This window comes from Spirillospora sp. NPDC048819 (genome assembly GCF_040650055.1).
Classification (GTDB): domain Bacteria; phylum Actinomycetota; class Actinomycetes; order Streptosporangiales; family Streptosporangiaceae; genus Spirillospora.
The window spans coordinates 156,039-179,019 of the sequence record NZ_JBEZGN010000014.1 but is presented as its reverse complement, the minus strand read 5'-3'; the positions used below and the strand labels follow the sequence as shown (position 1 = coordinate 179,019).

Sequence of the window (22,981 nt, the reverse complement as noted above, 5' to 3'; positions counted from 1 at the left end):
CGGTGTGCCCGGTCGCCGTGGGTTGTCCGGTTGCCGTGGGTTGTCCGGTCGACACGGGTACGGTCGGGTTGCGAGGGGAGGTCCACATGAGTCATCAAGGACCTGGGCGGCCGGAGGATTCCCCGGGTGATCATGCGGCCTCGCCGGAGGGCGGGGTCTACGAGTGGTACACGCGGGGCCTGGAGCTGCTCAGGGCGGGCAGCGCCAGTGCCGCTCTGCAGTTGCTGACCAGGGCGGCCGAGGCGGAGCCGTGGTCGCACAGCATCCGCGAGGCGCTCGCCCGCGCCCAGTTCGGGACGCGGCGGTTCGACGCGGCGGCCGAGAGCTTCCAGTCGATCGTCGAGGAGGAGCCCGCCGAGGACTACGCGCGGTTCGGTCTCGGGCTGTGCCTCAGCCGGATGGGCGACTTCAAGGGCGCGGCCCGCCATCTGGCGCTGGCCGCCGCCATGCGTCCCGAGAACGAGGACTACGCGAAGGCGTTGCGGCACGCCAGGGCCACGCTCGCGTTCCGCGGCTGACCCGCACCGCCCCGCGGCGCTTACCCGCCGGTAACAACCCCCGTACGATCATGGCATGAGGAGCTCGATGAAAGGCAGCGACCGTCCCCTGAGCGAGGCGTACGACGTCGCCCTGCTGGATCTCGACGGGGTCGTCTACGTCGGCAGCAGGCCCGTCCCCGCGGCGGCGGAGGCGCTCGCCAAGGCCCGCGCGGCGGGGCAGCGCCTGGCGTTCGTGACCAACAACGCCTCCCGGACGCCGTCGGCGGTCGCGGCGCTGCTCACCGACGTGGGCGTCCCGGCGGACGAGGAGGACGTGGTCACCTCGGCGCAGGCCGCGGCGCGCCTGCTCGCCGAGCGGCTCCCCGCCGGGTCGGAGGTCCTCGTCGTGGGCGGCATGGGCCTGCGGCATGCCCTGTACGCGCACGGGCTGCGCCCGGTGTCCACCGCCGCCGGACGGCCCGCCGCCGTCGTGCAGGGCTACTACCCGGCGATCGGGTACGGGCTGCTGTCCGAGGGCGCTCAGGCCGTCAGCATGGGCGCGCTGTTCGTCGGCTCCAACGGAGACCTGACCATCCCGGGCGGCGACGGGCCGCCGCACCCCGGCAACGGGTCCCTGCTCCGCGTGATCAGCTCCGCCACCGGCGTCGAGCCGATCGTGACCGGCAAGCCCGAACGGCCGCTGCACCAGGAGTCGGTCCGGCGCACCGGCGCCCGCCGTCCCCTCGTGGTCGGAGACCGTCTCGACACCGACATCGAGGGCGCCAACAACGGGGACGCCGACAGCCTCCTCGTGTTCACCGGCGTCACCGGCCCCCTGCAGGCCCTCACCGCCCCGCCGAACCGGCGCCCCACCTACCTGGCGCCCGACCTGAACGGACTCCTCGTCCCGCACCCGGAACCCGTCCGCGCGGACGGCGGCCACCGCTGCGGGGGCTGGACGGCACGCCGCGACGGCGGCGTGTTCGCCCTCACCGGATCCGGCGACCCCTACGACGGCCTCCGCGCCCTCGCCTCCGCCGCCTGGGAGACCGGCACGCCGCCGCCCCCGGAGTCCCTCTCGGGCGCTCTGGAGACCCTCTCCCTCTGACTCCCGGAGGGACGTCGGCGGTTCGCCCGACGACCACCGACCCCGGTCGCCGCCCGTACGCGACGAAGGCGATGGCGGACCGGGCGCACCGGCCCGGCCTGAACCGGGAGCGCTGATCAGAGAAGCCTGCGCAGGCGGAGCAGGTCGAAGATGCTCGCCTCGATCTTGAGGCGGCCGGCGGCCCACGCCTTGGCCGGGTTCAGCTCATCGTGGGCCATCGCGACGAGGTCGTCGCTGTCCATGGTGAGCCGGACCTGGGCGGCCCCCGGGTCGTCGTCCGGCTCGAACGGGTCGAGGCCGCCCCCGTGGAGCCGGGTGCGGAAGGCCACCCCGAGGTCCGGGACGCGGCAGCTGATCGTCCGCTCGACCACGTGCTCGGCGAACCGGTCGGCGTCCACCTCCTCCAGGCGCGCCGCGACCCGGCCGAGCGCCGCCCGGCAGTCCTCCTCGTTCGCCATGGTCAGGCCGTTCCCCGTTCCTCCGGCAACGATGTCGTTCAGGGACGGTAGCGTTCAGGATGAGCCGGAAGCGACTCGTCGCGGACGCTCAGGGTCTACTGGGAGGTAAACGTGATGTCCGACGAGGCCGCGCAGGTGCCGGCGCCCCCGGCCGCGCAGCGGGACCAGGCCCCGGACGAGCCGGAGATCCCCGCCGTGCCGCCGCCCGACCCCACCGGCGACCCGCGCGTGGACGCCGCCGTGGCCCGCCTGGGGGAGCTGGGCGCGCGGCCCGTCCCCGAGCACGTGGAGATCTACGAGGACGTCCACCAGCGGCTCCAGGAGCTCCTCGCGTCCGCCGACCAGGACGAGCGGCACGAGCAGCCCCAGGCCCAGGCCCAGGCTCAGCCCCAGCCGCAGCTCCGCCCCGCCTTCCCCGACGCGCTCCGCCCCCGCCAGTGAGCAACAGGCGGCGTCTGGACGCGGAGCTCGTGCGCCGGGGGCTGGCCCGGTCGCGCGAGCACGCCGGGCAGCTCATCGGCGACGGGCGGGTGCGGGTCGGCGGGCAGACCGCGGCGAAGGCGGCGACGCAGGTGGAGACCGGCGCCGCGATCCTGGTGGCGGAGGCCGGCGGCGGCCCGGAGTACGTCTCGCGCGGCGGGCACAAGCTCGCCGGCGCCCTGGAGGCGTTCGAAGGCCTTGAGGTGAAGGGCCGCGTGTGCCTGGACGCGGGCGCCTCCACCGGCGGGTTCACCGACGTGCTGCTGCGGGCGGGAGCCGCGCACGTGTACGCGGTGGACGTCGGATACGGGCAGATCGCATGGTCGTTGCGGACGGACGAGCGGGTCACCGTCATGGAGCGGGTGAACATCCGCGAACTGGAGCCCGGCATGCTCGGGGGCGCGCGTCCCGATCTGGTCGTCGGCGACCTGTCGTTCATCTCGCTGAAACTCGTCCTCGCGCCGGTGCAGGCGTGCGCGTCGCCCGGCGCCGACTACGCGGTCATGGTGAAGCCGCAGTTCGAGGTCGGCAAGGACCGGGTCGGCGCGGGCGGCGTGGTGCGCGACCCGGAGTTGCGCGCCGAGGCGGTCCGGGGCGTGGCCGGGCACGCGGCGGCGCTGGGGCTCGGCGTCCGGGGCGTGACGGCCAGCCCGCTGCCGGGCCCGTCGGGGAACGTGGAATATTTCTTGTGGCTGCGTGCGGGCGCCCCGCCGCTCGACGAGGCCGACCTGGCCAAGGCCATAACGGAGGGCCCGCAGTGATCGGCGCCGCTTCACGGGCCCGTACAGAAGGCGTCCGAACCGGGAACGTCCCCCACGGGGATGTTCGTCCAGACGTCTGTACGCGGTAGCGCGTCGAAGAGGGGCGAGAGCATGAGCAAAAGGTCGGTGCTGGTCGTGGCGCACACGGGGCGTCCAGAGGCGGTCCGCAGCGCCCAGCTGGTCATCGAGCGGCTCAGCGAGGCCGGGATCTGCGTGCGGGTCCTGGACGACGAGGCCGCGGCGATCGGCGCCGCGGACGTCGAGGTCATGCCCAGCACCGCGGCGGCCGCCGACGGCGCCGAGGTCGTCATGGTCCTCGGCGGGGACGGGACGCTGCTGCGCGCCGCCGACCTGACCCGCACGTCCGGTACGGCGCTGCTCGGCGTGAACCTCGGCCATGTCGGGTTCCTCGCCGAGGCCGAGCGGGAGGACCTCGCCGCCACCGTCGACCGCGTCGTGACCCGCCGCTACGACGTCGAGGAGCGCATGACCGTCGACGTCATCGCGCGCCGCAACGGCACCGTCATGGGCACGACGTGGGCGCTGAACGAGGCCAGCATCGAGAAGGCCGAGCGGGAGCGGATGCTGGAGGTCGTCGCCGAGATCGACGGCCGGCCGCTGTCGAACTGGGGCTGCGACGGGGTGGTGTGCGCCACACCGACCGGATCGACCGCGTACGCGTTCTCCGCCGGCGGGCCGGTGGTGTGGCCGGAGGTCGAGGCGATGCTCGTCGTGCCGATCAGCGCGCATTCGCTGTTCGCGCGGCCGCTGGTGGTGTCGCCGCGCTCGTCGGTGGCGGTGGAGGTGCTGCCCGGCACGCCCCGCGCCGTCCTGTGGTGCGACGGGCGCCGCACCCTCGACCTGCCGCCGGGAGCGCGGGTGGAGGTCCGGCGCGGCGCCGAGCCGGTGCGGCTGGCGCGGCTGCATCTCACCCCGTTCACCGACCGGCTGGTCACGAAGTTCGGGCTTCCCGTCACGGGCTGGCGGGGCCGGGTCCGCCAGCCCGCGCGCCCGTCCCCTCCGCTGGAGGATTCGCAGGTCGGGGACGCTCCTGCGGCCGGCGGCATCGCCGGCCGGCCGGGGCCGGGCGTGCTGCGCGGCGGCGGTCCCGCGGCGCCGGACGGGGGAGCGTCCGGCGAGGAGAGGAGATAATCTCCACAGGCGCTGATCCGGGATCTGTTTGCGGAGGGTTGTGACGCTGGTGCGCCCGATGGTCGATGAGGTGCGGATCCAGGGCCTCGGAGTGATCGACGAGGCCGTGCTCGATCTGTCCCCGGGGTTCAACGTCGTGACGGGTGAGACCGGCGCGGGCAAGACCATGGTGGTCACGAGCCTCGGGCTGCTGTTCGGCGGCCGCGCAGACCCGCAGCGGGTCAGGCCGGGCGCCGACCGCGCCACCGTGGAGGGGCGCATCGTCGTCGATCCGGGCGGACGCGTCGTGGAGCGGGTCGAGGAGTCCGGCGGCGAGCTGGACGACGGCGCCCTGATCGTCACCAGGTCGGTGTCGGCGGAGGGCCGCTCCCGTGCGTTCCTCGGCGGGCGGTCCGTCCCGGTGAACGTGCTGATCAATCTCGCGGACGACCTGGTCGCCGTGCACGGGCAGTCCGACCAGCAGCGGCTGCTGCAGTCGGCGCGGCAGCGCGGCGCCCTCGACCGCTACGCGGGCGGTGCGCTGACCAAGCCGATGCGCGCCTACACCAAGGCGTACCAGCGGCACCGGCAGGTCACCGCGCTGCTGGAGGAGCTGACGACCCGGGCGCGCGAGCGGTCCCAGGAGGCGGACATGCTCCGCTTCGGCTTGGAGGAGATCGAGAAGGTCGACCCGAAGGACGGCGAGGACGCCGAGCTCTCCGCCGAGGAGGAGCGGCTCGGCCACGCCGACGCGCTGCGCGGTGCCGCCGACACCGCCCACGAGGCGCTGCTGGGCGACGCGGCGGCGGCGTTCGAGGCCGCGAACGTGACGAACCTGCTCGGCCAGGCCCGCAACGCGCTGGACGCCGTCCGCGAGCACGACCCGGAGCTGGCGGCGCTCGCCGACCGGCTCGCCGAGGCCGGCTACCTGGTCTCCGACGTCGGCACCGACCTCGCGTCCTACGCCGAGTCCGTGGACGCCGACCCGGCGCGGCTCGCGGTCGTCCAGGAGCGGCGGGCCGAGCTGACCGGGCTGATCCGCAAGTACGGCGGCCCGGACGCGACGGCCGCGGAGGTCCTGGAGTGGGCGCGGCGGTCCGCGGCGCGGCTGACGGACCTGGAGGGCGACGACGACCGCATCGAGGGCCTGCGGGCCGAGCACGCGGAGCTGACCGAGCGGCTCGCCGCCGAGGCGGGGGAGCTGACCGAGGTCCGCACCCGCGCCGCCGAGCGGTTCTCCGGGGCCGTCACCGAGGAGCTGACCGCGCTGGCGATGCCGCACGCCCGCGTCGTGGTCACCGTCACCCCGACCGGGGACTACGGCCCCCACGGCGTCGACGAGGTCGAGGTGCGGCTCGCGCCGCATCCGGGGTCCAAGCCGCTGCCGCTGCACAAGGGCGCCTCGGGCGGCGAGCTGTCCCGGGTGATGCTGGCGATCGAGGTCGTGTTCGCCGGCGCCGACCCGGTGCCGACATTCGTGTTCGACGAGGTCGACGCGGGCGTCGGCGGCAAGGCGGCGGTGGAGATCGGGCGGCGGCTGGCGCGGCTGGCCCGCAACGCCCAGGTGATCGTCGTCACCCACCTGCCGCAGGTCGCGGCGTTCGCCGACCAGCATCTGCTGGTGGAGAAGTCCGACGACGGCACCGTCACCAGCAGCGGCGTCACGGCCCTGGACCGGGAGGGGCGGGTCCGGGAGCTGTCGCGGATGCTCGCCGGCCTGGAGGACTCCGAGCTCGGCCGCGCCCACGCCGAGGAACTCCTCGCCATGGCGTCCGAGGAACGGTGACCGCCGCCCGCACGAAACCACGGAGATCGTGCGGGGGCCGTCCCCCCACGCCCCCCGGAAAAGCTACAGAGTGTGCACGAACGGACACGCCTGGACGGTCGTCCTTTCCGGCGATCGCTCCGGTGCTCTGGCAGGATGGCTAGTGATGAACGACCCGTCACCCACCACCGAGCGGCGCGTCCGGCTGGCACAGAAACTGCCGCTGCGCGTGCGCGCGCTCGGCCGTGCTCGCGACGACGGCAGGCCCGGGGTCAGCGCCGCGGTCCGGCTCGACCGCCGCACCAAGGACCTGACCAAGCGCCTGCAGCCCGGCGAGGTCGCGGTGATCGACCATGTCGACCTCGACCGCGTCAGCGCCGAGGCGCTGGTGGCGTGCCAGGTCGGCGCCGTCGTCAACGTCGCGCCCAGCATCTCGGGCCGGTACCCGAACCTCGGCCCGCAGATCCTGCTGGAGGCCGGCATCCCGCTGGTCGACGACATCGGGCCGGAGATCTTCGCCAAGCTGCAGGAGGGCGACGAGGTCCGCGTCGAGGGGCCCGCCGTGTACCGCGGCGACGACGTCGTCGCCAAGGGCACCGAGCAGACCGCCGAATCCGTGGAGACGGCGCTGACCGAGGCGAAGGCGGGCCTCGCGAGCCAGCTGGAGGCGTTCGTCGCCAACACGATGGAGTACGTCAAGCGCGAGCGCGACCTGCTCATCGACGGCGTCGGCGTCCCCGAGGTCACCACGAAGCTGAACGGGCGGCACGCGCTGATCGTCGTCCGCGGCTACCACTACCGCGAGGACATCGCGACGCTGCGGCCCTACATCCGCGAGTACCGCCCCGTCCTGATCGGGGTGGACGGCGGCGCCGACGCGCTGATGGAGGCCGGCTACCGCCCCGACATGATCGTCGGGGACATGGACTCGGTGTCCGACGACGCGCTGACGTGCGGCGCCGAGATCGTCGTGCACGCCTACCGGGACGGGCGCGCGCCCGGCCTGAAGCGGGTGAGCGAGCTCGGCCAGGAGGCGGTGACGTTCCCCGCCACCGCCACCAGCGAGGACATCGCGATGCTGCTCGCCGACGAGAAGGGCGCCACGCTCATCGTCGCGGTCGGCACGCACGCCAACATGGTGGAGTTCCTCGACAAGGGCCGCGCCGGCATGGCCAGCACGTTCCTCACCCGGCTCCGGGTGGGCAGCAAACTCGTGGACGCCAAGGGCGTCAGCCGGCTCTACCGCAGCCGGATCTCCACCTGGTCGCTGCTGTTCCTCGTCCTCGGCGCGTTCATCGCCATCGTCACGGCCGTCGCCATGTCCCCGGCGGGGGACGTCATCAGTCCCCTGCTCGCCGACCGCTGGCACGCCTTCGTCTTCTGGCTGACCGGACTCTTCACGTGATCGATTTCCGATACCACCTCGTCTCCATCGTCGCGATCTTCCTGGCGCTGGCGCTCGGCATCGTGCTGGGCTCCACCACGCTGTCGGACTCGGTGAGCGACACCCTGCGGCAGCAGGCCAACCAGGCCGCCAAGACCGCCCAGCAGGCCCGCAACCAGCAGCGGCAGCTGCAGCAGCAGGTGAACGGGCAGGAGCAGTTCGCCGGCGCGCTGTCACCGCAGATCGTCGCGGACCGGCTGAAGGGCCAGTCCGTGGTGATGATCGAGACGCCGGGCGCGGGCAACGACAGCATCGAGCAGGTCAGCGAGCTGGCCAAGAACGCGGGCGCCGCCGTCACCGGCCGCGTCACGATCCAGAAGAAACTCCTGGACGACGACCAGCAGATCACCGTCGACGAGCTCGCCACGCAGCTGAAGGCCGACGACGTGAAGTTCCCCGAGAACGCGAACGCCTACGAGAAGGCGGGCGCGGTGCTGGCGGACGCCCTGGTCACCAAGGACCCCACCGAGCCCGGCCGCGAGGACGCCGCCGGCGGCGCCGTCCTGAACGGCTTCAAGGAGGCCGGTTACATCACCGCGAGCGGCAAGCCCGGCCAGCACGCGACGCTCGCCGTGATGATCGGGCCCGCCACCCCGTACGCCTACGACGGCGGCGGCGACGACAACAAGGCGCTGATCTCGCTGGCCACCGCACTCGACGCCGCGGGGCGCGGTACGGTCGTCGGTGGCCCCTCCACCTCCGCGCAGGAGGGCGGGCTGATCGCGGCGCTGCGCGACTCCGACGCCGAGGAGTCGGTCTCCACCGTTGACGTGGTGGACACCGCCTCCGGGCAGGTCGTGACGATCCTGGCGCTGCAGAACGAGATGGGCGGCAAGTCCGGGCAGTACGGGACGGGCGCCGGTGTGAGCGGCTACCTGCCCTCGCCCGCGCCCACGGCGGGGAAGAACGGGTGACCTGATGAAGCGACGCATCGCCTCCGGCTCGGCGCGGGCCGCGCGGCTGCTGGCCGGCGCCGGTCTCGGCGCCGCCGCCGCCCGCGCCGCCTACACCGCGCTGACGCGCAACCCCCCCGGTCTGAACGGCCTGCCGGGCGAGGAGGTGTGGGGCCGCACCAACCACCGCGGCGAGCCGGTGACGCTGCTGGAGGGACCCGCGGTCGTCGCGGGCGCCGCCGCGGCAGGGCTGCTGGCGCCCGGCGTGGAAGGCCGGACGCGCGCCGCCGCGCTCCTCGCCGGCGCCGGATCCGGGCTGCTGGGCGGCTACGACGACCTGGCCGGTTCCGCCTCGTCGCGCGGTTTCAAGGGCCACCTGACCGCGCTGGCCCGCGGCGAGGTCACCAGCGGCGCGGTGAAGATCATCGGCATCGGCGCGGCGGGGCTGGCCGCCGCCGCCGTCGCCGGGTCGCCCGCCCCGTCCCGGACGGGACGCGCGTTCGACGCCCTCGTCAACGGCGCGATCATCGCCGGGTCCGCGAACCTGATGAACCTGTTCGACCTGCGTCCGGGCCGCGCCGTCAAGGTCGGCGTCCTCACCGGCGCGCCGCTGGCGCTGGCGCGGCCGTCGTCCGCCGTCGTGGCCGCGCCGCTCGGCGCCGCCGTCGCGCTGCTGCCCGAGGACCTCTCCGAGCGGGCGATGCTCGGCGACACCGGCTCCAACGCGCTCGGCGCGCTGCTCGGCCTGGCCGCCACCCGGCTCGACCGCGGGCCGCGCCTGGCCGTGCTGACCGGCCTGGCCGGGCTGAACGCCGCCAGCGAGTTCGTCAGCTTCACCAAGGTCATCGCGGGCAACCCGGTGCTGAACCGGCTCGACATGCTCGGCCGCCGCCCGGTGGCCGCCACGGTGCCCCCGCCCGCGCCGCCCGGCGCAGCGGAGAAGGCGGAGAAGGCGGACATGGAGGACGCGTTCCGCCCGTCCGCCGGCCCCGCGTAGGCCCGCCGGACGATCCCCCCGCAGAACCACACGAGCGTGCCACCGTCACATCTGCGCCGCCTGACCGGCGGTCTCGCCGGCGCCGCCGTCGTCATCGCGGTCATCACCGTCCTGGCGCGGCTGGCCGGGTTCGGGCGCACCTACGCCTTCTCCCAGACGGTCACGACGTCGTGCCTCAGCCAGGCGTACTTCACCTCGACGCAGTTCCCGTTCATCGTCTACGAGATCGTCGCGGGCGGCGCCCTGACCGCGATGGTCGTGCCGGTGCTGGCCGGTGCCGCCGAGCGCGGCGACCGCGAGGAGGTCCGCCGGATCGGGTCGGCGCTGCTGACCTGGATCGTGGTGCTGATGGTGCCGCTGTCGGCGCTGATGGCGCTCGGCGCCCGCCCGATCATGGAGCTGCTCGTCGGCGGCGACCTGAAGGGCTGCACCCGCGACGGGATCGTGGACGTCGGCTCCTCGATGCTCACGGTCATGTCGGCACAGATGGTGATGTACGGGGTGGCGGTCGTCCTGTACGGGCTGCTGCAGTCGCACCGCCGGTTCGTCGCGCCGGCGCTGGCCCCGCTGATGTCCAGCCTGGTGGTGATCGGCGCCTACGTCGCTTACGCGCCGCTCGGCCGCGGCTACGAGAACGACCTGGCGGGGCTGCCGCTGGACGCGGAGCTGACGCTGTCGGTGGGGACGGCGCTCGGCGGCGTCGCGATGGCGGCGACCGCCGGGATCGCGGCGTGGCGGCTGAGGCTCCGGCTGCGGCCGACGCTGCGCTTCCCCGACGGGGTGGCGCGGCGGGTGCGGCGGCTCGCGCTCGCCGGGCTCGCCACGGTCGCCGCGCAGCAGCTGTCGGCGCTGCTGGTGGTGCGGCTCAGCTACGAGGGCACGGGCGGCGCCCTCGCCAACTACCAGTACGCGTGGGCGATCTACCTGCTGCCGTGGGCGATCCTGGTCGTGCCGATCGCGACGAGCGCGTTCCCGACCCTGTCGGCGCGGATCAGTTCCGGGGAGCAGGACCGGTTCGACCAGGTCACCGCGTCCACCACCCGCGCGGTCGTGCTGGTGTCGTGCGCGGGCGCCGCGGTGCTGGCCGCGGTCGCCGTGCCCGTCGCGGCGGTGTTCAACCCGGGCCTTCCCGACCAGCAGGACGTGCTGTCCCGCGCGGTGCTCGCGTTCGCGCCCGGACTGATCGGTTACGGGCTCGTCGCGCACCTCGGGCGCGTCCTGTTCGCCTGCCACCGGGGCCGGATGGGCGCGGCGGCGGTCGTGGCGGGCTGGCTCGTCGTGATGGCCGCCGACGTCGCGCTGGTGCTGACGGTCGACCGGGAATGGGTGGTCGCGGCGCTCGGCGTAGGCAACGCCACCGGGATGACCGTCGCCGGCGCGCTGCTGCTGGGGACGCTCGTCCGCGCCCGGGGCGCCGCGTCCGTGGCCGGGACGCCCCGCGCCCTGGCCGCCGGGCTGGCGGGCGCCGTCGCGGGCGCCGCCGCCGGATACGCGACGGCCGCCCTGCTCGGAACGGGCGGGGAACTGCGCAGCGTCGGGGCCGGGGCGCTGGCGGCGCTGGTGGCCGGCGCGGTTTTCCTGCTCATCGCATTCGTGATCGACGGCCGCGATCTCCGGGCCGTCCTCAGCCGGAAGGTCACCCGCAATGTCTGAGAAGAAGGATCTGGACGGGCTGCGCGTCGCGCTGGTCCTCGGCACCAGCGCCGGCGGCGTCGGCCGGCATGTCGAGTCCGTCGCCGCCGGCCTGGCCGGACGCGGCGCCCGGGTGCTGGTGTGCGGGCCCGCGTCGACCGAGGAGCTGTTCGGGTTCACCGGCGGCGGTGCGCGTTTCGCCGAAGTCGATCTCGCCGACCGGCCCCGCCCGCTGAACGACGCCAAGGCCGTCGCCCGGCTCCGCTCGCTGCTGCGCGGCGCCGACGTCGTCCACGCCCACGGGCTGCGGGCGGGCGCCCTCGCCGTCGCGGCGTGCGCGCGGGTCGCGCCGGGGCCGCTGCGGTTCGCGCGGGGCGGGCCGCCGCTGGTCGTCACCCTGCACAACGCCGTCATCGCCGGGGGGCGGACGGCCGCCGTCTACGGGACGCTGGAACGCGTCGTGGCGCGCGGCGCCGCCGCCGTCCTCGGAGTCTCACCCGACCTGGAGGAGCGGATGCGGGCCCTCGGCGCCCGGTCGGTGGGGCACGCCATCGTCCCCGCGCCGGCGCCGCAGGCCCCGCCGGGACCGGCCGTCCGCGCCGACCTGCGCGCGGAACTGGGCGTGGGGGAGCGGCCGCTGATCGTCACGGTGGGGCGGCTCGCCGAGCAGAAGGGCCTGCCGACGCTGCTGGACGCGGCGCGGGACTGGGCCGGCCGGACCCCGCCGCCGCTCGTCGCTGTCGTCGGGGACGGCCCGCTGGAGGACGAGCTCCGCAGCCGCGTCGAGGCCGAGGAACTGCCCGTCCGCCTGATGGGGCGCCGTTCGGACGTGGCCGGGCTGCTGGCCGCCTGCGACGTGGCGGTCGTGCCGAGCGTGTGGGAGGGGCAGCCGCTGATCGTCCAGGAGATCCTGCGGGCGGGCCGGCCGCTCGTCGCCACCCGCGTCGGCGGCATCCCCGGCATGGTCGGCGCGGAGGAGCGGACGGCGGACGGCGGTGCGGCGGGCCCGCTGCTGCACGGACCCGAGAGCGAGGCGGCGCTGCTGGTGCCCCCGGGCGACGCGGGCGCGCTGGAACGTGCGGTGAGCCGCGTTCTGGACGATCCGGCCCTCGCCGCGCGGCTCGGGTCGGCCGCCGCGCAGCGGTCGGCCCTGCTGCCGGGCGAGGACGACGCCGTCGACCAGCTCGCCGACCTGTACCGCGAACTGGCGGGCCCTCGCCGCTGAGCCGGAAGGCGCGGGCGACGGCGCCTTGGACGCGGTTTCCGGCGGTCCGGTTCGAGAAAAGATCGAGAAAGTTCGCGCGGAGGGGAACCGCCCTGGTGGGGCTCGCGTTGAAGAAGGCAGTGGAGGGGAGTATCCCCGCGCACGGTTCCCGTCAATACGGCCGGTCCATACCGTCCCGGGTTCCGCGGCCCTCGCTCGTCCGGGGCGGGAGAGACCTCCAGCGCTCGTTCATGTCCGCTGGAGGTGTTCACGTTGTCCGTCTCACCCCTGGTGTGGGCCCTGACCATCGCAGGGATCCTCGCCGTCATCGCCGCCGACCTGTTCCTGATCCACAGGAACGACACGCGGGAGTTCACCACCCGCAGGGCCGCGTTCTGGTCCTCGATCTACATCGGCCTCGCCGTGCTGTTCGGCATCGGCGTGTGGATCTTCTCCGGCGCGCGGTACGCGGGTGAGTACTTCGGCGGCTTCGTCACCGAGAAGAGCCTCAGCGTCGACAACCTCTTCGTGTTCATGGTGATCCTCACCCGGTTCGCCGTGCCGAAGCGGTCCCAGCACACGGTGCTGATGGCGGGCATCGTCATCGCGCTGGTGCTGCGCGGCATCTTCATCGCGGTCGGCGCCGCCGCCATCTCGACGTTCACCTGGGTCTTCTTCATCTTCGGCGCGTTCCTCATCTGGACGGCGATCGGGCTGGTCCGCGGCGGCGACGAGGAGGACGAGTTCAAGGAGAACGTCCTGCTGCGGTGGGCCAAGCGGGTCATCCCGACGTCCGACGAGTACGAGGGGAACCGGTTCGTCGTCCGGCGGCACGGCCGCCGACTGGTCACCCCGCTGGCCATCGTCATGATCGCCATCGGCTCCACCGACGTGCTGTTCGCGCTGGACTCCATTCCCGCGATCTTCGGGCTGACGACCGAGCCGTACCTGGTGTTCACCGCCAACGCGTTCGCGCTGATGGGCCTGGTCCAGCTGTTCTTCCTGCTCGGCGGGCTCACCGACCGGCTCGTCTACCTCGCGCACGGGCTGGCGTTCATCCTCGGCTTCATCGGGGCCAAGCTGATCTTCCACGCGATGCACGAGTACGGTGTCGCGTGGGCGCCCGAGATCCCGATCTGGCTGTCCCTGGCGGTGATCGCCGGGACGCTCGTCGCGACCACCATCGCCAGCCTGGCCGTCGGCCGCAAGGCCCCCGGCGGGGGCAACAAGGCGGTGCCGGCCGGGCCGCCCATGGACGCGCACGCCGACGCGCTCCCGGACGCCGACGCGGACGCCGCGGCAACGCGCGAAGGCTGAGTCCCGGCGGCACTGGACCACAGCACCGAATCCTGTTCTAGAATCGCTGTCAAAAGCGGCTGAGAGAGGGTTCACGCATGGCCATCGGGCTGACCGAGGAGCACGAGGCGCTCGCCGATTCGGTGCGCGGCTTCGCCGAGCGCAACATTCCGGTGACGGCCGTCCGGGCCGCGCTGGAGGCGGACGAGGAGACCAGGCCCGGGTTCTGGCCGGCCCTGGCCGAGCAGGGCCTGCTCGGCCTGCATCTGGACGAGGAGCACGGCGGCCAGGGCTACGGCCTCCTGGAGCTGTCGGTCGTGCTGGAGGAGCTGGGCCGCGCCGCCGCGCCCGGCCCGTTCCTGCCGACCGTGCTCGCGAGCGCCGTCGTCAACGCGTCCAGCAACGCCAAGGTGCGCGCGGAGCTGCTGCCCGCCCTCGCCGACGGGTCCAGGACGGCCGCCGTCGCCCTGGACGGCGAGCTGACCGGCCGCCGCGACGGCGACTCGTTCGTCGTGTCCGGGACGTCGGCGACGGTTCTCGGCGGCGCGCTCGCCGACGTGATCGTCCTGCCGGTCGCGGACGGCGGCGGCGACCAGTGGATCGCGGTCGACGCCGCCGACGTCACCGTCACGCCGGTCGCGAGCCTGGACCGGGTCCGCCGCGTCGCGTCCGTCGAGGCGTCCGGCGTCGCCGTCGCCCCCGACCGCGTGCTGGACGGCGTCACCACCGGCCGTGTCCGGGACCTCGCCGCGGCGCTGTTCGGCGCCGAGTCGGCGGGCCTCGCCGGCTGGCTGGTGACGACCGCGGCCGAGTACGCCAAGGTCCGCGAGCAGTTCGGGCGGCCGATCGGGCAGTTCCAGGGCGTCAAGCACAAGGCCGCGCGCAGCCTCATCGCGCTGGAGCAGGCCCGCGCCGCCGCCTGGGACGCCGCCCGCGCCCTGGACGAGGGCACCGAGGAAGCCGGGTTCGCCACCGCGGTGTCGGCCGTCATCGCGGTCGACGCGGGCGTGCAGACCGCCCGCGACGCCATCCAGATCCTCGGCGGCATCGGCTTCACCTGGGAGCACGACGCGCACGTCTACCTGCGCCGCGCCCTGACCCTGCGGTCGCTGCTCGGCCCGTCCAAGGACTGGGCCGCCGAGATCGCGGCGCTCGCGCTGGACGGCCGCCGCCGCGAGGTCGTCCTGGAACTGGACGAGGACGCCCAGCCGCTCCGCGAGCGGATCCGCGCCGAGGTCGCCGAGCTGGCCGCCATCGAGGACAAGGAGGCGCTGCACGCGAAGCTGGGCGACGAGGGCTGGAGCGTCCCGCACTTCCCGAAGCCGTGGGGACGCGAGGCCGGGCCGGTCGAGCAGATCCTCATCCAGCAGGAGCTGAAGGCCGCGCAGGTCAAGGCCCCGAACCTGGGGATCGGCGCCTGGCTGGTGCCGTCCCTCGTCCGGTACGGCACCGACGAGCAGAAGGAGAGGTTCCTCCGCCCGACGCTGCGCGGCCAGATCGTGTGGTGCCAGCTGTTCTCCGAGCCCGGCGCCGGCTCCGACCTGGCGTCGCTGTCGATGAAGGCCGAGCGGGTCGAGGGCGGCTGGAGGCTCACCGGCCAGAAGATCTGGACCTCGCTCGCGCACTACGCCCAGTGGGGCTTCTGCATCGCCCGCACCGACCCGGACGCGCCCAAGCACGACGGCATCACCTACTTCCTGGTGGACATGAAGTCCGAGGGCGTCGACGTCCGGCCCCTCAAGGAGCTGACCGGCGAGGCCATCTTCAACGAGGTGTTCCTTGACGGCGTGTTCGTCCCGGACGACCGCGTGGTCGGCGAGGTGGACAAGGGCTGGCAGGTCGCGCGGAACACGCTGTCCAACGAGCGGGTGTCGCTGTCGACCGGCGGCGGCCTCGGCATGGGCGTCCCCGAGCTGCTGAAGTTCTTCAAGCGGCGGACGCTGGACCCGGTCGCCGCCGCCGAGGTCGGCAAGCTCGTCGCCCAGGGCCAGTCGATCGACCTGCTCGGCCTGCGCACCACGCTCAAGCAGCTGAACGGCGTGGAGCCGGGCGCGGAGGCCAGCGTCCGCAAGCTCCTCGGCGTCCAGTTCAACCAGGACGTCGCCGACCACTGCTGGGCGGCGCAGGGCACCGCGGCCGCCACCGAGGTGCCGCTGGCCGAGAGCGGCATCGTGGCGCGCGCCATGCTGTTCAGCCGCGCGATGACGATCTACGGCGGCACCACCGAGGTGCAGCTCAACATCATCGGCGAGCGCCTCCTCGGCCTCCCCCGCGACCCCGAGCCGGGCAAGTGACCAAGGGTCGCCTCAAGCGAGACCCAAGGTCACGGGTTGTGCGGCCGGAGCGAGCGCAGCGAGCGCAGGTCGCACGACCCGCCGAGCCGGGCGACCGCAGCGACACGCCACGAACCCGCACGGTCACAACAACCAAAACCGTGTCGTGAGGATCGACCGGCTCGTGACGGGGGTTCCAGGGGGTCGCCCCCCTGGGCTAACGCCTACGGCAGGTGTAGGTGACGTTCACCAGGACGATCGCGGTGAGGGTCACGACCAGGCCGGGGAGGCCCGCGTGGACGACCCCGATGGCGCTCAGCGGGATCGCGGCCAGCAGCGACAGCACGGCCATGGCCAGGCTGTGATCGCGGCCGCCGTGCCCCGGACCCGGCCCGAACCTGGGCCGGGTCCGGGGCGACGCGGCGGCGCGGGCGTCGAGGGTCTCCTGGATGCGGTCGACGACCGTCTCGATGAAGGCGTCGTCGTAGTCGGGCCCCAGCTCGCGCCGGGCCGCCATCGCCGCCGTGAGGTCGTCGCGGGGGAGTCGTGGGGTCGTCATGGTTCGGTTATAGGCAACGGCCCGCCGCGGACGCGTCACCCGCCGGTGCCAACCGGCGCCTACCCCGCAGGTCTCACCGCAGGTCTCGGCGGGGACGAGGACGTGACCGCCGGTAAACTGCCGCTTCACCCCAGATCGTCCCGGAGGTCCTCGTGAGAGTCACCGCCCTCGCCGCCTGCACGGCCGCCGCCGCGCTCGCCCTCACCGGCTGCGGCGGCGAGGGTGAGGCCGCGGGCACGGCCTCGTCCGCACCGCCCACCACGCTCGCGCCGATCCCGGTGGTGAAGCCCTCCGACATGAAGCCGCTCGTCGGGCGCTGGGCCGGCACCGCCGGGGACTACTTCCAGTTCACGGCGGACGGCAGCGGCGTGTGGGTGAAGGGCAAGCAGAAGCTCTGGAGCGGGACGGCCATCCCCGAGGGCGGCGGCAAGTACCGCTTCTCCTGGAAGGGCGGCGACCCGAAGACCGCGTCCTACTGGGGCGTCTCCCTCAACGAGGACCGCAAATCGTTCGTGTTCGCCGGCACCAACCAGACGTACAAGAAGGCGGCCGCGCAGAAGCGCGGCGCACAGAGGGGCAGGGGATGACCGACATCGTGGACGGGGCGTTCGCGTCCCCCGCCGACGTGGACCGCAGGCTGGCGGAGGTCCGCTACCTCGCCGACGAGTCGATCGCCACGACCGTGTACCTCGCGCAGGCGCTCGGCAAGCCGCTGCTCGTCGAGGGCCCGGCCGGGGTCGGCAAGACCGAGCTGGCCAAGGCCGTCGCCGCCTCGACCGGCGCAGAGCTGATCCGGCTGCAGTGCTACGAGGGGCTGGACGAGGCCCGCGCCCTCTACGAGTTCAACTACAAGAAGCAGCTCCTCGCGATCCAGGCCGCGCCGTCCGACCGGGCCTGGGAGGAGACCCACGACGACATCTTCTCCGAGGAGTTCCTGCTGGAGCGGCCGCTGCTGGCGGCCATCCGCCGCACCGGCCCGACCGTCCTGCTGATCGACGAGGCGGACAAGGCCGACGTCGAGGTGGAGGGCATGCTGCTGGAGGTCCTGTCGGACTTCCAGATCACGATCCCCGAGCTGGGGACGGTCGACGCCGTCCGCCGCCCGTTCGTGGTGATCACCTCGAACGCCGCGCGGGAGCTGTCGGAGGCGCTCAAGCGCCGCTGCCTCTACCTGCACCTGAACTACCCGGCGCCCGAACGGGAACGCGACATCGTCCTCGCCCAGGTGCCCGGGATCGAGGCCGAGCTGGCCGAGCAGCTCGTCCGCACCGTCGGCACGCTGCGCGACCTGGAGATCAAGAAGGCCCCGTCGATCGCCGAGACCGTCGACTGGGCGCGCACCCTGCTGGCCCTCGGCCTGGACGACCTGGACGAGGCCGCCGTCGCCCGCACGCTCGGCGTCGTCCTCAAGCACGTCACCGACCAGGAACGCGCCGCCAAGGAACTGGGGCTGCGGGGCTGACCCCGGGACACTGACATGGCCTCCCTCATCGACCGGCACACGGGGTTCGTCGCGGAGCTGCGGCGCGCCGGGATGCCGGTGTCGGTCGCCGAGGGCCTGGACGCGGTCCGCGCCATGCAGGCCATCGACCTGCTCGACCGCGAGTCGCTGCGCGCCTCCTACGCCGCGACGCTCGTGAAACGGCCCCAGCACCGCCCGACGTTCGACACCCTCTTCGACCTGTGGTTCCCCGGCGCCGTCGGGGACGGCGCGGGGGCGCACCCGGACCCCGACCGTCCCGCCCGGACGCTGGACGACGACGGGCGCCCCGTCCCGCCCGCGCTCGACCCGGAGGTGCAGGCCCGCCGGGGCGAGCTGGCGGAACTCCTGCTGTCGGGCGACGACGCCGCGCTGCGGCAGTTCGCCCGGATGGCCGTCGCCGACTACGGCCGGACGCCGGGGCAGGAGTCGTGGTTCTCGTTCGGCGTCATGCGCGCCATGTCGCCCGAGACGCTCATGGCCCGGCTGCTCAACGCCGTCCTGGCCGGGCAGGAACGCGGCGGCATGGCCGAGCGGGTCGCCCGCCGGACGTTCCGCGACCGCATCGCCCGGTTCGAGGCCCTCGTCGCGGGCGAGGTGCGGCGCCGCATCGCCGAGGACACCGGAGTCGAGCGCACCGCCCGCATCGCCGTCCGCCCGCCGCTGGAGCGGCTCGACTTCTCCGCCGCGAACCGCGCCGAGCTGTCGGCGCTGCGCCGCGAGGTGCACCCGCTGGCGCGCAAGCTCGCGTCCCGGCTCGTGCAGAAGCAGCGGCACGGCAGGCGCGGCAGGCTCGACTTCCGCCGGACGGTCCGCGCGTCCCTGGCCAGCGGGGGAGTGCCGCTCACCACCCACCACCGGCCGCGCCGCCCGCACAAGCCCGAGCTGGTCGTGCTCTGCGACGCCAGCGACTCGGTGTCGTCGTTCGCGCATTTCACGCTGCTGCTGACGTTCGCGCTGCGGGAGCAGTTCAGCAAGGTCCGCGCGTTCGCGTTCATCGACACCACCGACGAGATCACCCGGTTCTTCGCGCCGGGCGCGGACGTCACGGACGCGATGACCCGGCTGGCCGCCGAGGCCGACCTCGTCTGGATCACCGGCCGCTCCAACTACGGCCACGCCATCAAGGTGTTCGACGACCGGTACCGCGACGCCATCACGCCCAAGACGTCGCTGCTGATCCTCGGCGACGCCCGCTCCAACTACGGCGAGCTGTCCCTGCCCGTGCTGCGTTCCCTGGTGGACCGCACCCGGCACGCCTACTGGCTCAACCCGGAGCCGCGCGGCCAGTGGGACACCGGCGACTCCGCCGCGTCCCGCTACGGCGAACTCGTCCCCATGTACGAATGCCGGAACCTGACCCAGCTGGCGGCCTTCATCGAGGAGCTCACCTGACGCGGATCGCGGCCGCGAGGAGGGCGCCGGCCATCGCGATGACGGCGGACACGAACATCGCCACGTTGGTGCCGTGGGCGAGTTCGGACACGCCGGTGCCCGAACCGGTGGCGATGGCGCCCACGATCGCGACGCCCACCGACGCGCCGACGTAGCGGGCGGTGTTGTTGGCGCCCGTCCCCATGCTGGCGCGGTCGGCGGGGACGCTGTCCACGGCCAGCCTGGCGAGCATCGCGTTGGAGAGGCCGCCGCCGAGCCCGGCCACGATCAGCCCGGGGACGAGCCGCCCCCAGTGGTCCTGCGGCGCCATCCCCAGCATCGCGAACTGCCCGGCGGCGCAGAGCGCGAGCCCGGCGCCGAGGAGCCTCCCGGCGGAGAAGCGGGCGGGAAGGCGGCGGGCCTGCAGCGAGGCGAGGAACGACAGCCCCGACCAGAACACCAGGACCAGGGCCGCCACGAACGGGGATATGTCCATGACCAGGGTCATCATGGTCGGCAGATAGCTCATGATCCCGATCACCCCGAGCCCGGTGACCATCGCCCCCGAGATCGACAGCAGGAACGCGGGACGCCGCAGCAGCCCGAGGTCGATCATGGGCTCCTGCCGCCGCGTCTCGATCAGCGTGAACGCGGCGAGCAGCACGGCCGCCGCCGCGAACAGCGCCCCGACCACCGGGCGCGTCCAGCCCAGCCGCCCCCACGTGATCGCCGTGACCAGGGCCCCCACGCCCAGGCACATGGTGAGCAGGCCGGGCAGGTCCAGCCCGCGCGGCCGCTCGGCCCGGGACTCCTGCAGCCGGAGCGCCGCCCCGCCGAGCAGCACCGATCCGACCGCCGCCGCCCAGTACCAGAGCCGCCAGTCGCCGGCCTCGGCCAGCCCGGCGGAGGCGATCGGGCCGACCGCGACGCCGAGTCCGAGCATCGCCCCCCAGACCCCGGTGGCGTACGCCCGGCGCGGCCCCGGCCCGAACGAGGCGGCGATGATGCCGAGCCCGGTCGCCAGCAGCGCCGCGCTCGCCGCCCCCTGCACGATCCGCCCGGCGACGAAGACCGCCGCGTTGGGCGCCACGGCGCAGGCGACGCTGGACGCGGCGAGCATCGCGGCGCCGATCAGGAACACCCGCCGCCGCCCGTGGTCGTCGGCGAGGCTGCCGACGGCCAGCAGCGCCGCCGCGAGACCGAGGCTGATCGAGCTCATCAGCCAGATCTGGGCCGTCGGGTCCGCGTGCAGACCGCGCGCCGTGTCGGTCAGCGCCGCCATCGGCGCCGTGTAGTTCATCAGGGCCAGCAGCGTCGCGGCGGCGGGGACCGCCAGCGCGACCGCGGTGCCGGGCGTGCGGCGCGCGGTGGTGGAGGCCGCCACGGTCGTCATGCACTCTCCAGGGGGTCCAGCTGGTGGGTTTCTTGAATGAACCCAGGCGCCGACGGTAGCACGACTAGGTTCGTTCAATGAACCACAGGGGCGGTAGTCTGGTTGCATGGCACTCGGCAAGGACTACGCGGAGCAGGACTGCTCGCTGGCCCGTGCCCTGGAGGTCGTCGGAGAGCGCTGGACGCTGCTGATCGTCCGCGACGCCTTCTACGGGGTCCGCCGGTTCAGCGACTTCCTCGTCCACCTGGACATCCCGCGGGCGGTGCTGTCGGCGCGGCTCCAGGCGCTGGCCGACACCGGCGTCCTGGTCAAGGACGGCCACGACTACGTCCTGACGGAGATGGGCAAGGAGCTGTGGCCCGTCCTGCACATGCTCGCACGCTGGGCCGAGGACCACCTGTCCGCCGAACCGTCCCGCTTCTTCGTCCACACCGCCTGCGGCACCCGGATCGGACCGGACGGCACGTGCGCCGCCTGCCGCCGCCGCGTCCCGCCGGAGGACCTGGAGGCCCACGCCGGTTCCGGCCTCCGCCGCAGGAGCGACCCGGTCAGCGTGATCCTCCGCTCCCCGCACCGGCTCCTCGAACCCATCCGCACCTGACCTGCCGGTTTCCGGGCGCGCGGCGAGATAGGTGGATATGACCGGATAACCTGCACGCTCATGGAGACCGAAGAGGCGACGCCTGCCCCACGGCCCAGGCGGATCCTGCTCGGCCCCCTGTGGCGGCTCATCGACGGAGGCCCCGACGACACGCGGGCCCAGATCGCACGCCGCGCCCGCATCCTGGTGACGATCGCGACCGGGCTCGCCAACCTCGGCGGCGCGCTGGTCGTGCTCGCCTTCGCCGTCGTCGTCCCCGACCCGGTCGGCGACGTCTCCGAACGCCTGCAGCTGATCAACCTGATCGTCTTCACCGCCTACGTCGCCGCCGCGATGCCCGTCGGCCTCGTCCTCGGCGAACGGTTCTTCCGCCGCGTCCGCCGCCTGGTCGAACGGCACGAGGAACCCGGCCGGCGCGAACGCTCCCTGCTGTTGTACGGGCCGCTGCGGCTGATGGCCCTGCACCTGACCCTGTGGGGCATCGGGACGGTCGGCTGGGTGATCATCAACGCCCCGTTCTCCGCGCTGCTCGCCGTCAAGCTCGGCCTGACCAGCCTGCTCGGCGGGCTCACCACCTGCACCGTCGTCTACCTGCTGACCGAGCGGCTGCTGCGGCGCGCGGTCACCACGGCGCTGCACAGCGAGATGCCGCGCCGGACCGGCCTGCCGGGCGTCGTCGCGCGCTCCGTCCTCGCCTGGGCGCTCGGCACCGCCGTCCCGATCCTCGGGCTGATCACCCTGGCCGTCGGCTCGTTCCTCATCGCCAGGATCACCGTCCGGGACTTCGCGCTGGCCGTCCTCGCCCTCGGCGGCATCGCCCTCGTCGTCGGGCTCGGCGTCACCTACGGCGCCGCCCGCGCCATCGCCGACCCGGTCGAGTCGGTGCGGCTCGGCCTCGCCCGCGTCGAACGCGGCGACCTGGACGTCGAGGTGCCCGTCTACGACGCCAGCGAGGTCGGCCTCCTGCAGGCCGGCTTCAACCACATGGCCGCCGGGCTGCGCGAGCACGAGCGGCTCCAGGACCTGTTCGGCCGCCAGGTCGGCGAGGACGTCGCGCGCGTCGCCGTCGAACGCGGCATCGACCTCGGCGGCGAACTCCGCGAGGTCGCGGTGATCTTCGTGGACCTCATCGGCTCCACCCGGCTGGCCGCCGACCGCCCGCCCGCCGAGGTCGTCCGGCTGCTGAACGACTTCTTCGCCGTGGTCGTCGAGGTCGTCGGCGCGCACGGCGGGTGGATCAACAAGTTCGAGGGCGACGCCGCCCTGGCGATCTTCGGCGCGCCCCTCGACCTGGACGGCGCGCACGGCCGCGCCCTCGCCGCCGCCCGCGAGCTGGCCGGCCGCCTGCGCGACGACGTCCCCGGCCTGCGGGCGGCCGTCGGCGTCTCCGCGGGCGAGGCCGTCGCCGGGCACATCGGCGCCGAGGAGCGCTTCGAGTACACCGTCATCGGCGACCCCGTGAACGAGGCCGCCCGCCTCACCGACCTCGCCAAGACCCGCGTCGAGCGGGTGCTGGCGGCCGGCTCCCTCGTCGCCCGCGCCGGGCCGGACGAGGCGGCGCACTGGACCCTCGGCGACGAGGTCACCCTCCGCGGACGCACCCGCCCCACCCGGCTCGCCTCACCCCGCCCGGCCGGACGCGCCGCGTCCTGA

20 protein-coding genes and 1 pseudogene are annotated in these 22,981 nt (G+C 74.0%); 18 read left to right on the top strand and 3 right to left on the bottom strand.

Going from position 1 to position 22,981, the window contains the following annotated elements; translation table 11 throughout:
- Positions 1-86 precede the first annotated feature (86 nt).
- Together AB0C35_RS20765 and AB0C35_RS20760 are read left to right on the top strand one after the other, a co-directional pair.
- Positions 87-518 (top strand): tetratricopeptide repeat protein, encoded by a 432-nt coding sequence (locus AB0C35_RS20765; protein ID WP_358458154.1) that lies wholly within the window; start codon positions 87-89, stop codon positions 516-518.
- Between the two features lie 67 nt (positions 519-585).
- The gene (locus AB0C35_RS20760; protein WP_358458181.1) at positions 586-1,587 is read left to right on the top strand and encodes an HAD-IIA family hydrolase; all 1,002 of its coding nucleotides are present in this window, start codon (positions 586-588) and stop codon (positions 1,585-1,587) included.
- Between the two features lie 116 nt (positions 1,588-1,703).
- Here AB0C35_RS20760 and AB0C35_RS20755 read toward each other — a convergent pair whose 3' ends face one another.
- Entirely contained in the window at positions 1,704-2,045 is a 342-nt protein-coding gene (locus AB0C35_RS20755; RefSeq protein ID WP_358458152.1) for an SCP2 sterol-binding domain-containing protein, read from the bottom strand.
- A 114-nt stretch (positions 2,046-2,159) separates the two neighbouring features.
- Here AB0C35_RS20755 and AB0C35_RS20750 point away from each other — a divergent pair, with 114 nt between their 5' ends.
- The 11 genes and pseudogenes from AB0C35_RS20750 to AB0C35_RS20700 all read left to right on the top strand — a co-directional run bounded on the left by AB0C35_RS20750 (position 2,160) and on the right by AB0C35_RS20700 (position 15,942).
- Positions 2,160-2,486 (top strand): hypothetical protein, encoded by a 327-nt coding sequence (locus AB0C35_RS20750; protein ID WP_358458150.1) that lies wholly within the window; start codon positions 2,160-2,162, stop codon positions 2,484-2,486.
- Positions 2,483-3,286 carry a TlyA family RNA methyltransferase gene (locus AB0C35_RS20745; protein ID WP_358458148.1) on the top strand — a complete coding sequence of 268 codons (804 nt, stop codon included), beginning with the start codon at positions 2,483-2,485 and terminating at the stop codon, positions 3,284-3,286. Before AB0C35_RS20750 ends, AB0C35_RS20745 begins: the two co-directional genes overlap by 4 nt.
- Before the next feature lie 111 nt (positions 3,287-3,397).
- A pseudogene (locus AB0C35_RS20740) lies at positions 3,398-4,279 on the top strand (NAD kinase); the annotation flags it as partial.
- 217 nt (positions 4,280-4,496) lie between these two features.
- Entirely contained in the window at positions 4,497-6,203 is a 1,707-nt protein-coding gene (gene recN / locus AB0C35_RS20735) for a DNA repair protein RecN (protein WP_358458180.1), read from the top strand.
- Between the two features lie 145 nt (positions 6,204-6,348).
- Positions 6,349-7,587, top strand: coding sequence for a putative cytokinetic ring protein SteA (gene steA / locus AB0C35_RS20730; protein WP_358458146.1), 1,239 nt, complete (start codon positions 6,349-6,351; stop codon positions 7,585-7,587).
- A complete protein-coding gene (locus AB0C35_RS20725; RefSeq protein ID WP_358458144.1) occupies positions 7,584-8,540 on the top strand; it encodes a copper transporter in 957 nt (318 codons plus the stop codon). The genes steA and AB0C35_RS20725 overlap by 4 nt, the downstream gene beginning before the upstream one ends.
- Positions 8,541-8,544: 4 nt before the next feature.
- The gene (locus tag AB0C35_RS20720; RefSeq protein ID WP_358458142.1) at positions 8,545-9,516 is read left to right on the top strand and encodes a hypothetical protein; all 972 of its coding nucleotides are present in this window, start codon (positions 8,545-8,547) and stop codon (positions 9,514-9,516) included.
- Between the two features lie 36 nt (positions 9,517-9,552).
- Positions 9,553-11,169 carry a lipid II flippase MurJ gene (locus AB0C35_RS20715; protein WP_358458140.1) on the top strand — a complete coding sequence of 539 codons (1,617 nt, stop codon included), beginning with the start codon at positions 9,553-9,555 and terminating at the stop codon, positions 11,167-11,169.
- Positions 11,162-12,373, top strand: a complete 1,212-nt coding sequence (locus AB0C35_RS20710) for a glycosyltransferase family 4 protein (RefSeq protein WP_358458138.1) — start codon at positions 11,162-11,164, stop codon at positions 12,371-12,373. The genes AB0C35_RS20715 and AB0C35_RS20710 overlap by 8 nt, the downstream gene beginning before the upstream one ends.
- Positions 12,374-12,625: 252 nt before the next feature.
- Positions 12,626-13,669 carry a TerC family protein gene (locus tag AB0C35_RS20705; protein WP_358458136.1) on the top strand — a complete coding sequence of 348 codons (1,044 nt, stop codon included), beginning with the start codon at positions 12,626-12,628 and terminating at the stop codon, positions 13,667-13,669.
- 77 nt (positions 13,670-13,746) lie between these two features.
- Positions 13,747-15,942, top strand: a complete 2,196-nt coding sequence (locus AB0C35_RS20700; RefSeq protein WP_358458134.1) for an acyl-CoA dehydrogenase — start codon at positions 13,747-13,749, stop codon at positions 15,940-15,942.
- Positions 15,943-16,138: 196 nt separating this feature from the next.
- On the opposite strand, the gene AB0C35_RS20695 is transcribed toward AB0C35_RS20700, so the two are convergent.
- Complete coding sequence (locus AB0C35_RS20695; RefSeq protein WP_358458132.1) at positions 16,139-16,480, bottom strand: hypothetical protein; 342 nt, start codon at positions 16,478-16,480, stop codon at positions 16,139-16,141.
- 152 nt (positions 16,481-16,632) lie between these two features.
- On the opposite strand from AB0C35_RS20695, the gene AB0C35_RS20690 reads away from it, so the two are divergent.
- From AB0C35_RS20690 to AB0C35_RS20680, 3 genes are read left to right on the top strand one after another with little or no spacing between them, the layout of a single operon-like run.
- Positions 16,633-17,067, top strand: a complete 435-nt coding sequence (locus tag AB0C35_RS20690; RefSeq protein WP_358458130.1) for a hypothetical protein — start codon at positions 16,633-16,635, stop codon at positions 17,065-17,067.
- A complete protein-coding gene (locus AB0C35_RS20685; protein WP_358458128.1) occupies positions 17,064-17,942 on the top strand; it encodes a MoxR family ATPase in 879 nt (292 codons plus the stop codon). The genes AB0C35_RS20690 and AB0C35_RS20685 overlap by 4 nt, the downstream gene beginning before the upstream one ends.
- 15 nt (positions 17,943-17,957) lie before the next feature.
- The gene (locus AB0C35_RS20680; RefSeq protein ID WP_358458126.1) at positions 17,958-19,355 is read left to right on the top strand and encodes a VWA domain-containing protein; all 1,398 of its coding nucleotides are present in this window, start codon (positions 17,958-17,960) and stop codon (positions 19,353-19,355) included.
- Here AB0C35_RS20680 and AB0C35_RS20675 read toward each other — a convergent pair.
- Positions 19,348-20,727 carry an MFS transporter gene (locus AB0C35_RS20675; RefSeq protein WP_358458124.1) on the bottom strand — a complete coding sequence of 460 codons (1,380 nt, stop codon included), beginning with the start codon at positions 20,725-20,727 and terminating at the stop codon, positions 19,348-19,350. The genes AB0C35_RS20680 and AB0C35_RS20675 overlap by 8 nt on opposite strands.
- A 106-nt stretch (positions 20,728-20,833) precedes the next feature.
- Here AB0C35_RS20675 and AB0C35_RS20670 point away from each other — a divergent pair, with 106 nt between their 5' ends.
- Both AB0C35_RS20670 and AB0C35_RS20665 read left to right on the top strand, forming a co-directional pair.
- On the top strand, positions 20,834-21,328 hold the full coding sequence (locus AB0C35_RS20670; RefSeq protein ID WP_358458122.1) for a helix-turn-helix domain-containing protein: 495 nt from the start codon (positions 20,834-20,836) through the stop codon (positions 21,326-21,328).
- Between the two features lie 60 nt (positions 21,329-21,388).
- Positions 21,389-22,981 carry an adenylate/guanylate cyclase domain-containing protein gene (locus tag AB0C35_RS20665; RefSeq protein WP_358458120.1) on the top strand — a complete coding sequence of 531 codons (1,593 nt, stop codon included), beginning with the start codon at positions 21,389-21,391 and terminating at the stop codon, positions 22,979-22,981.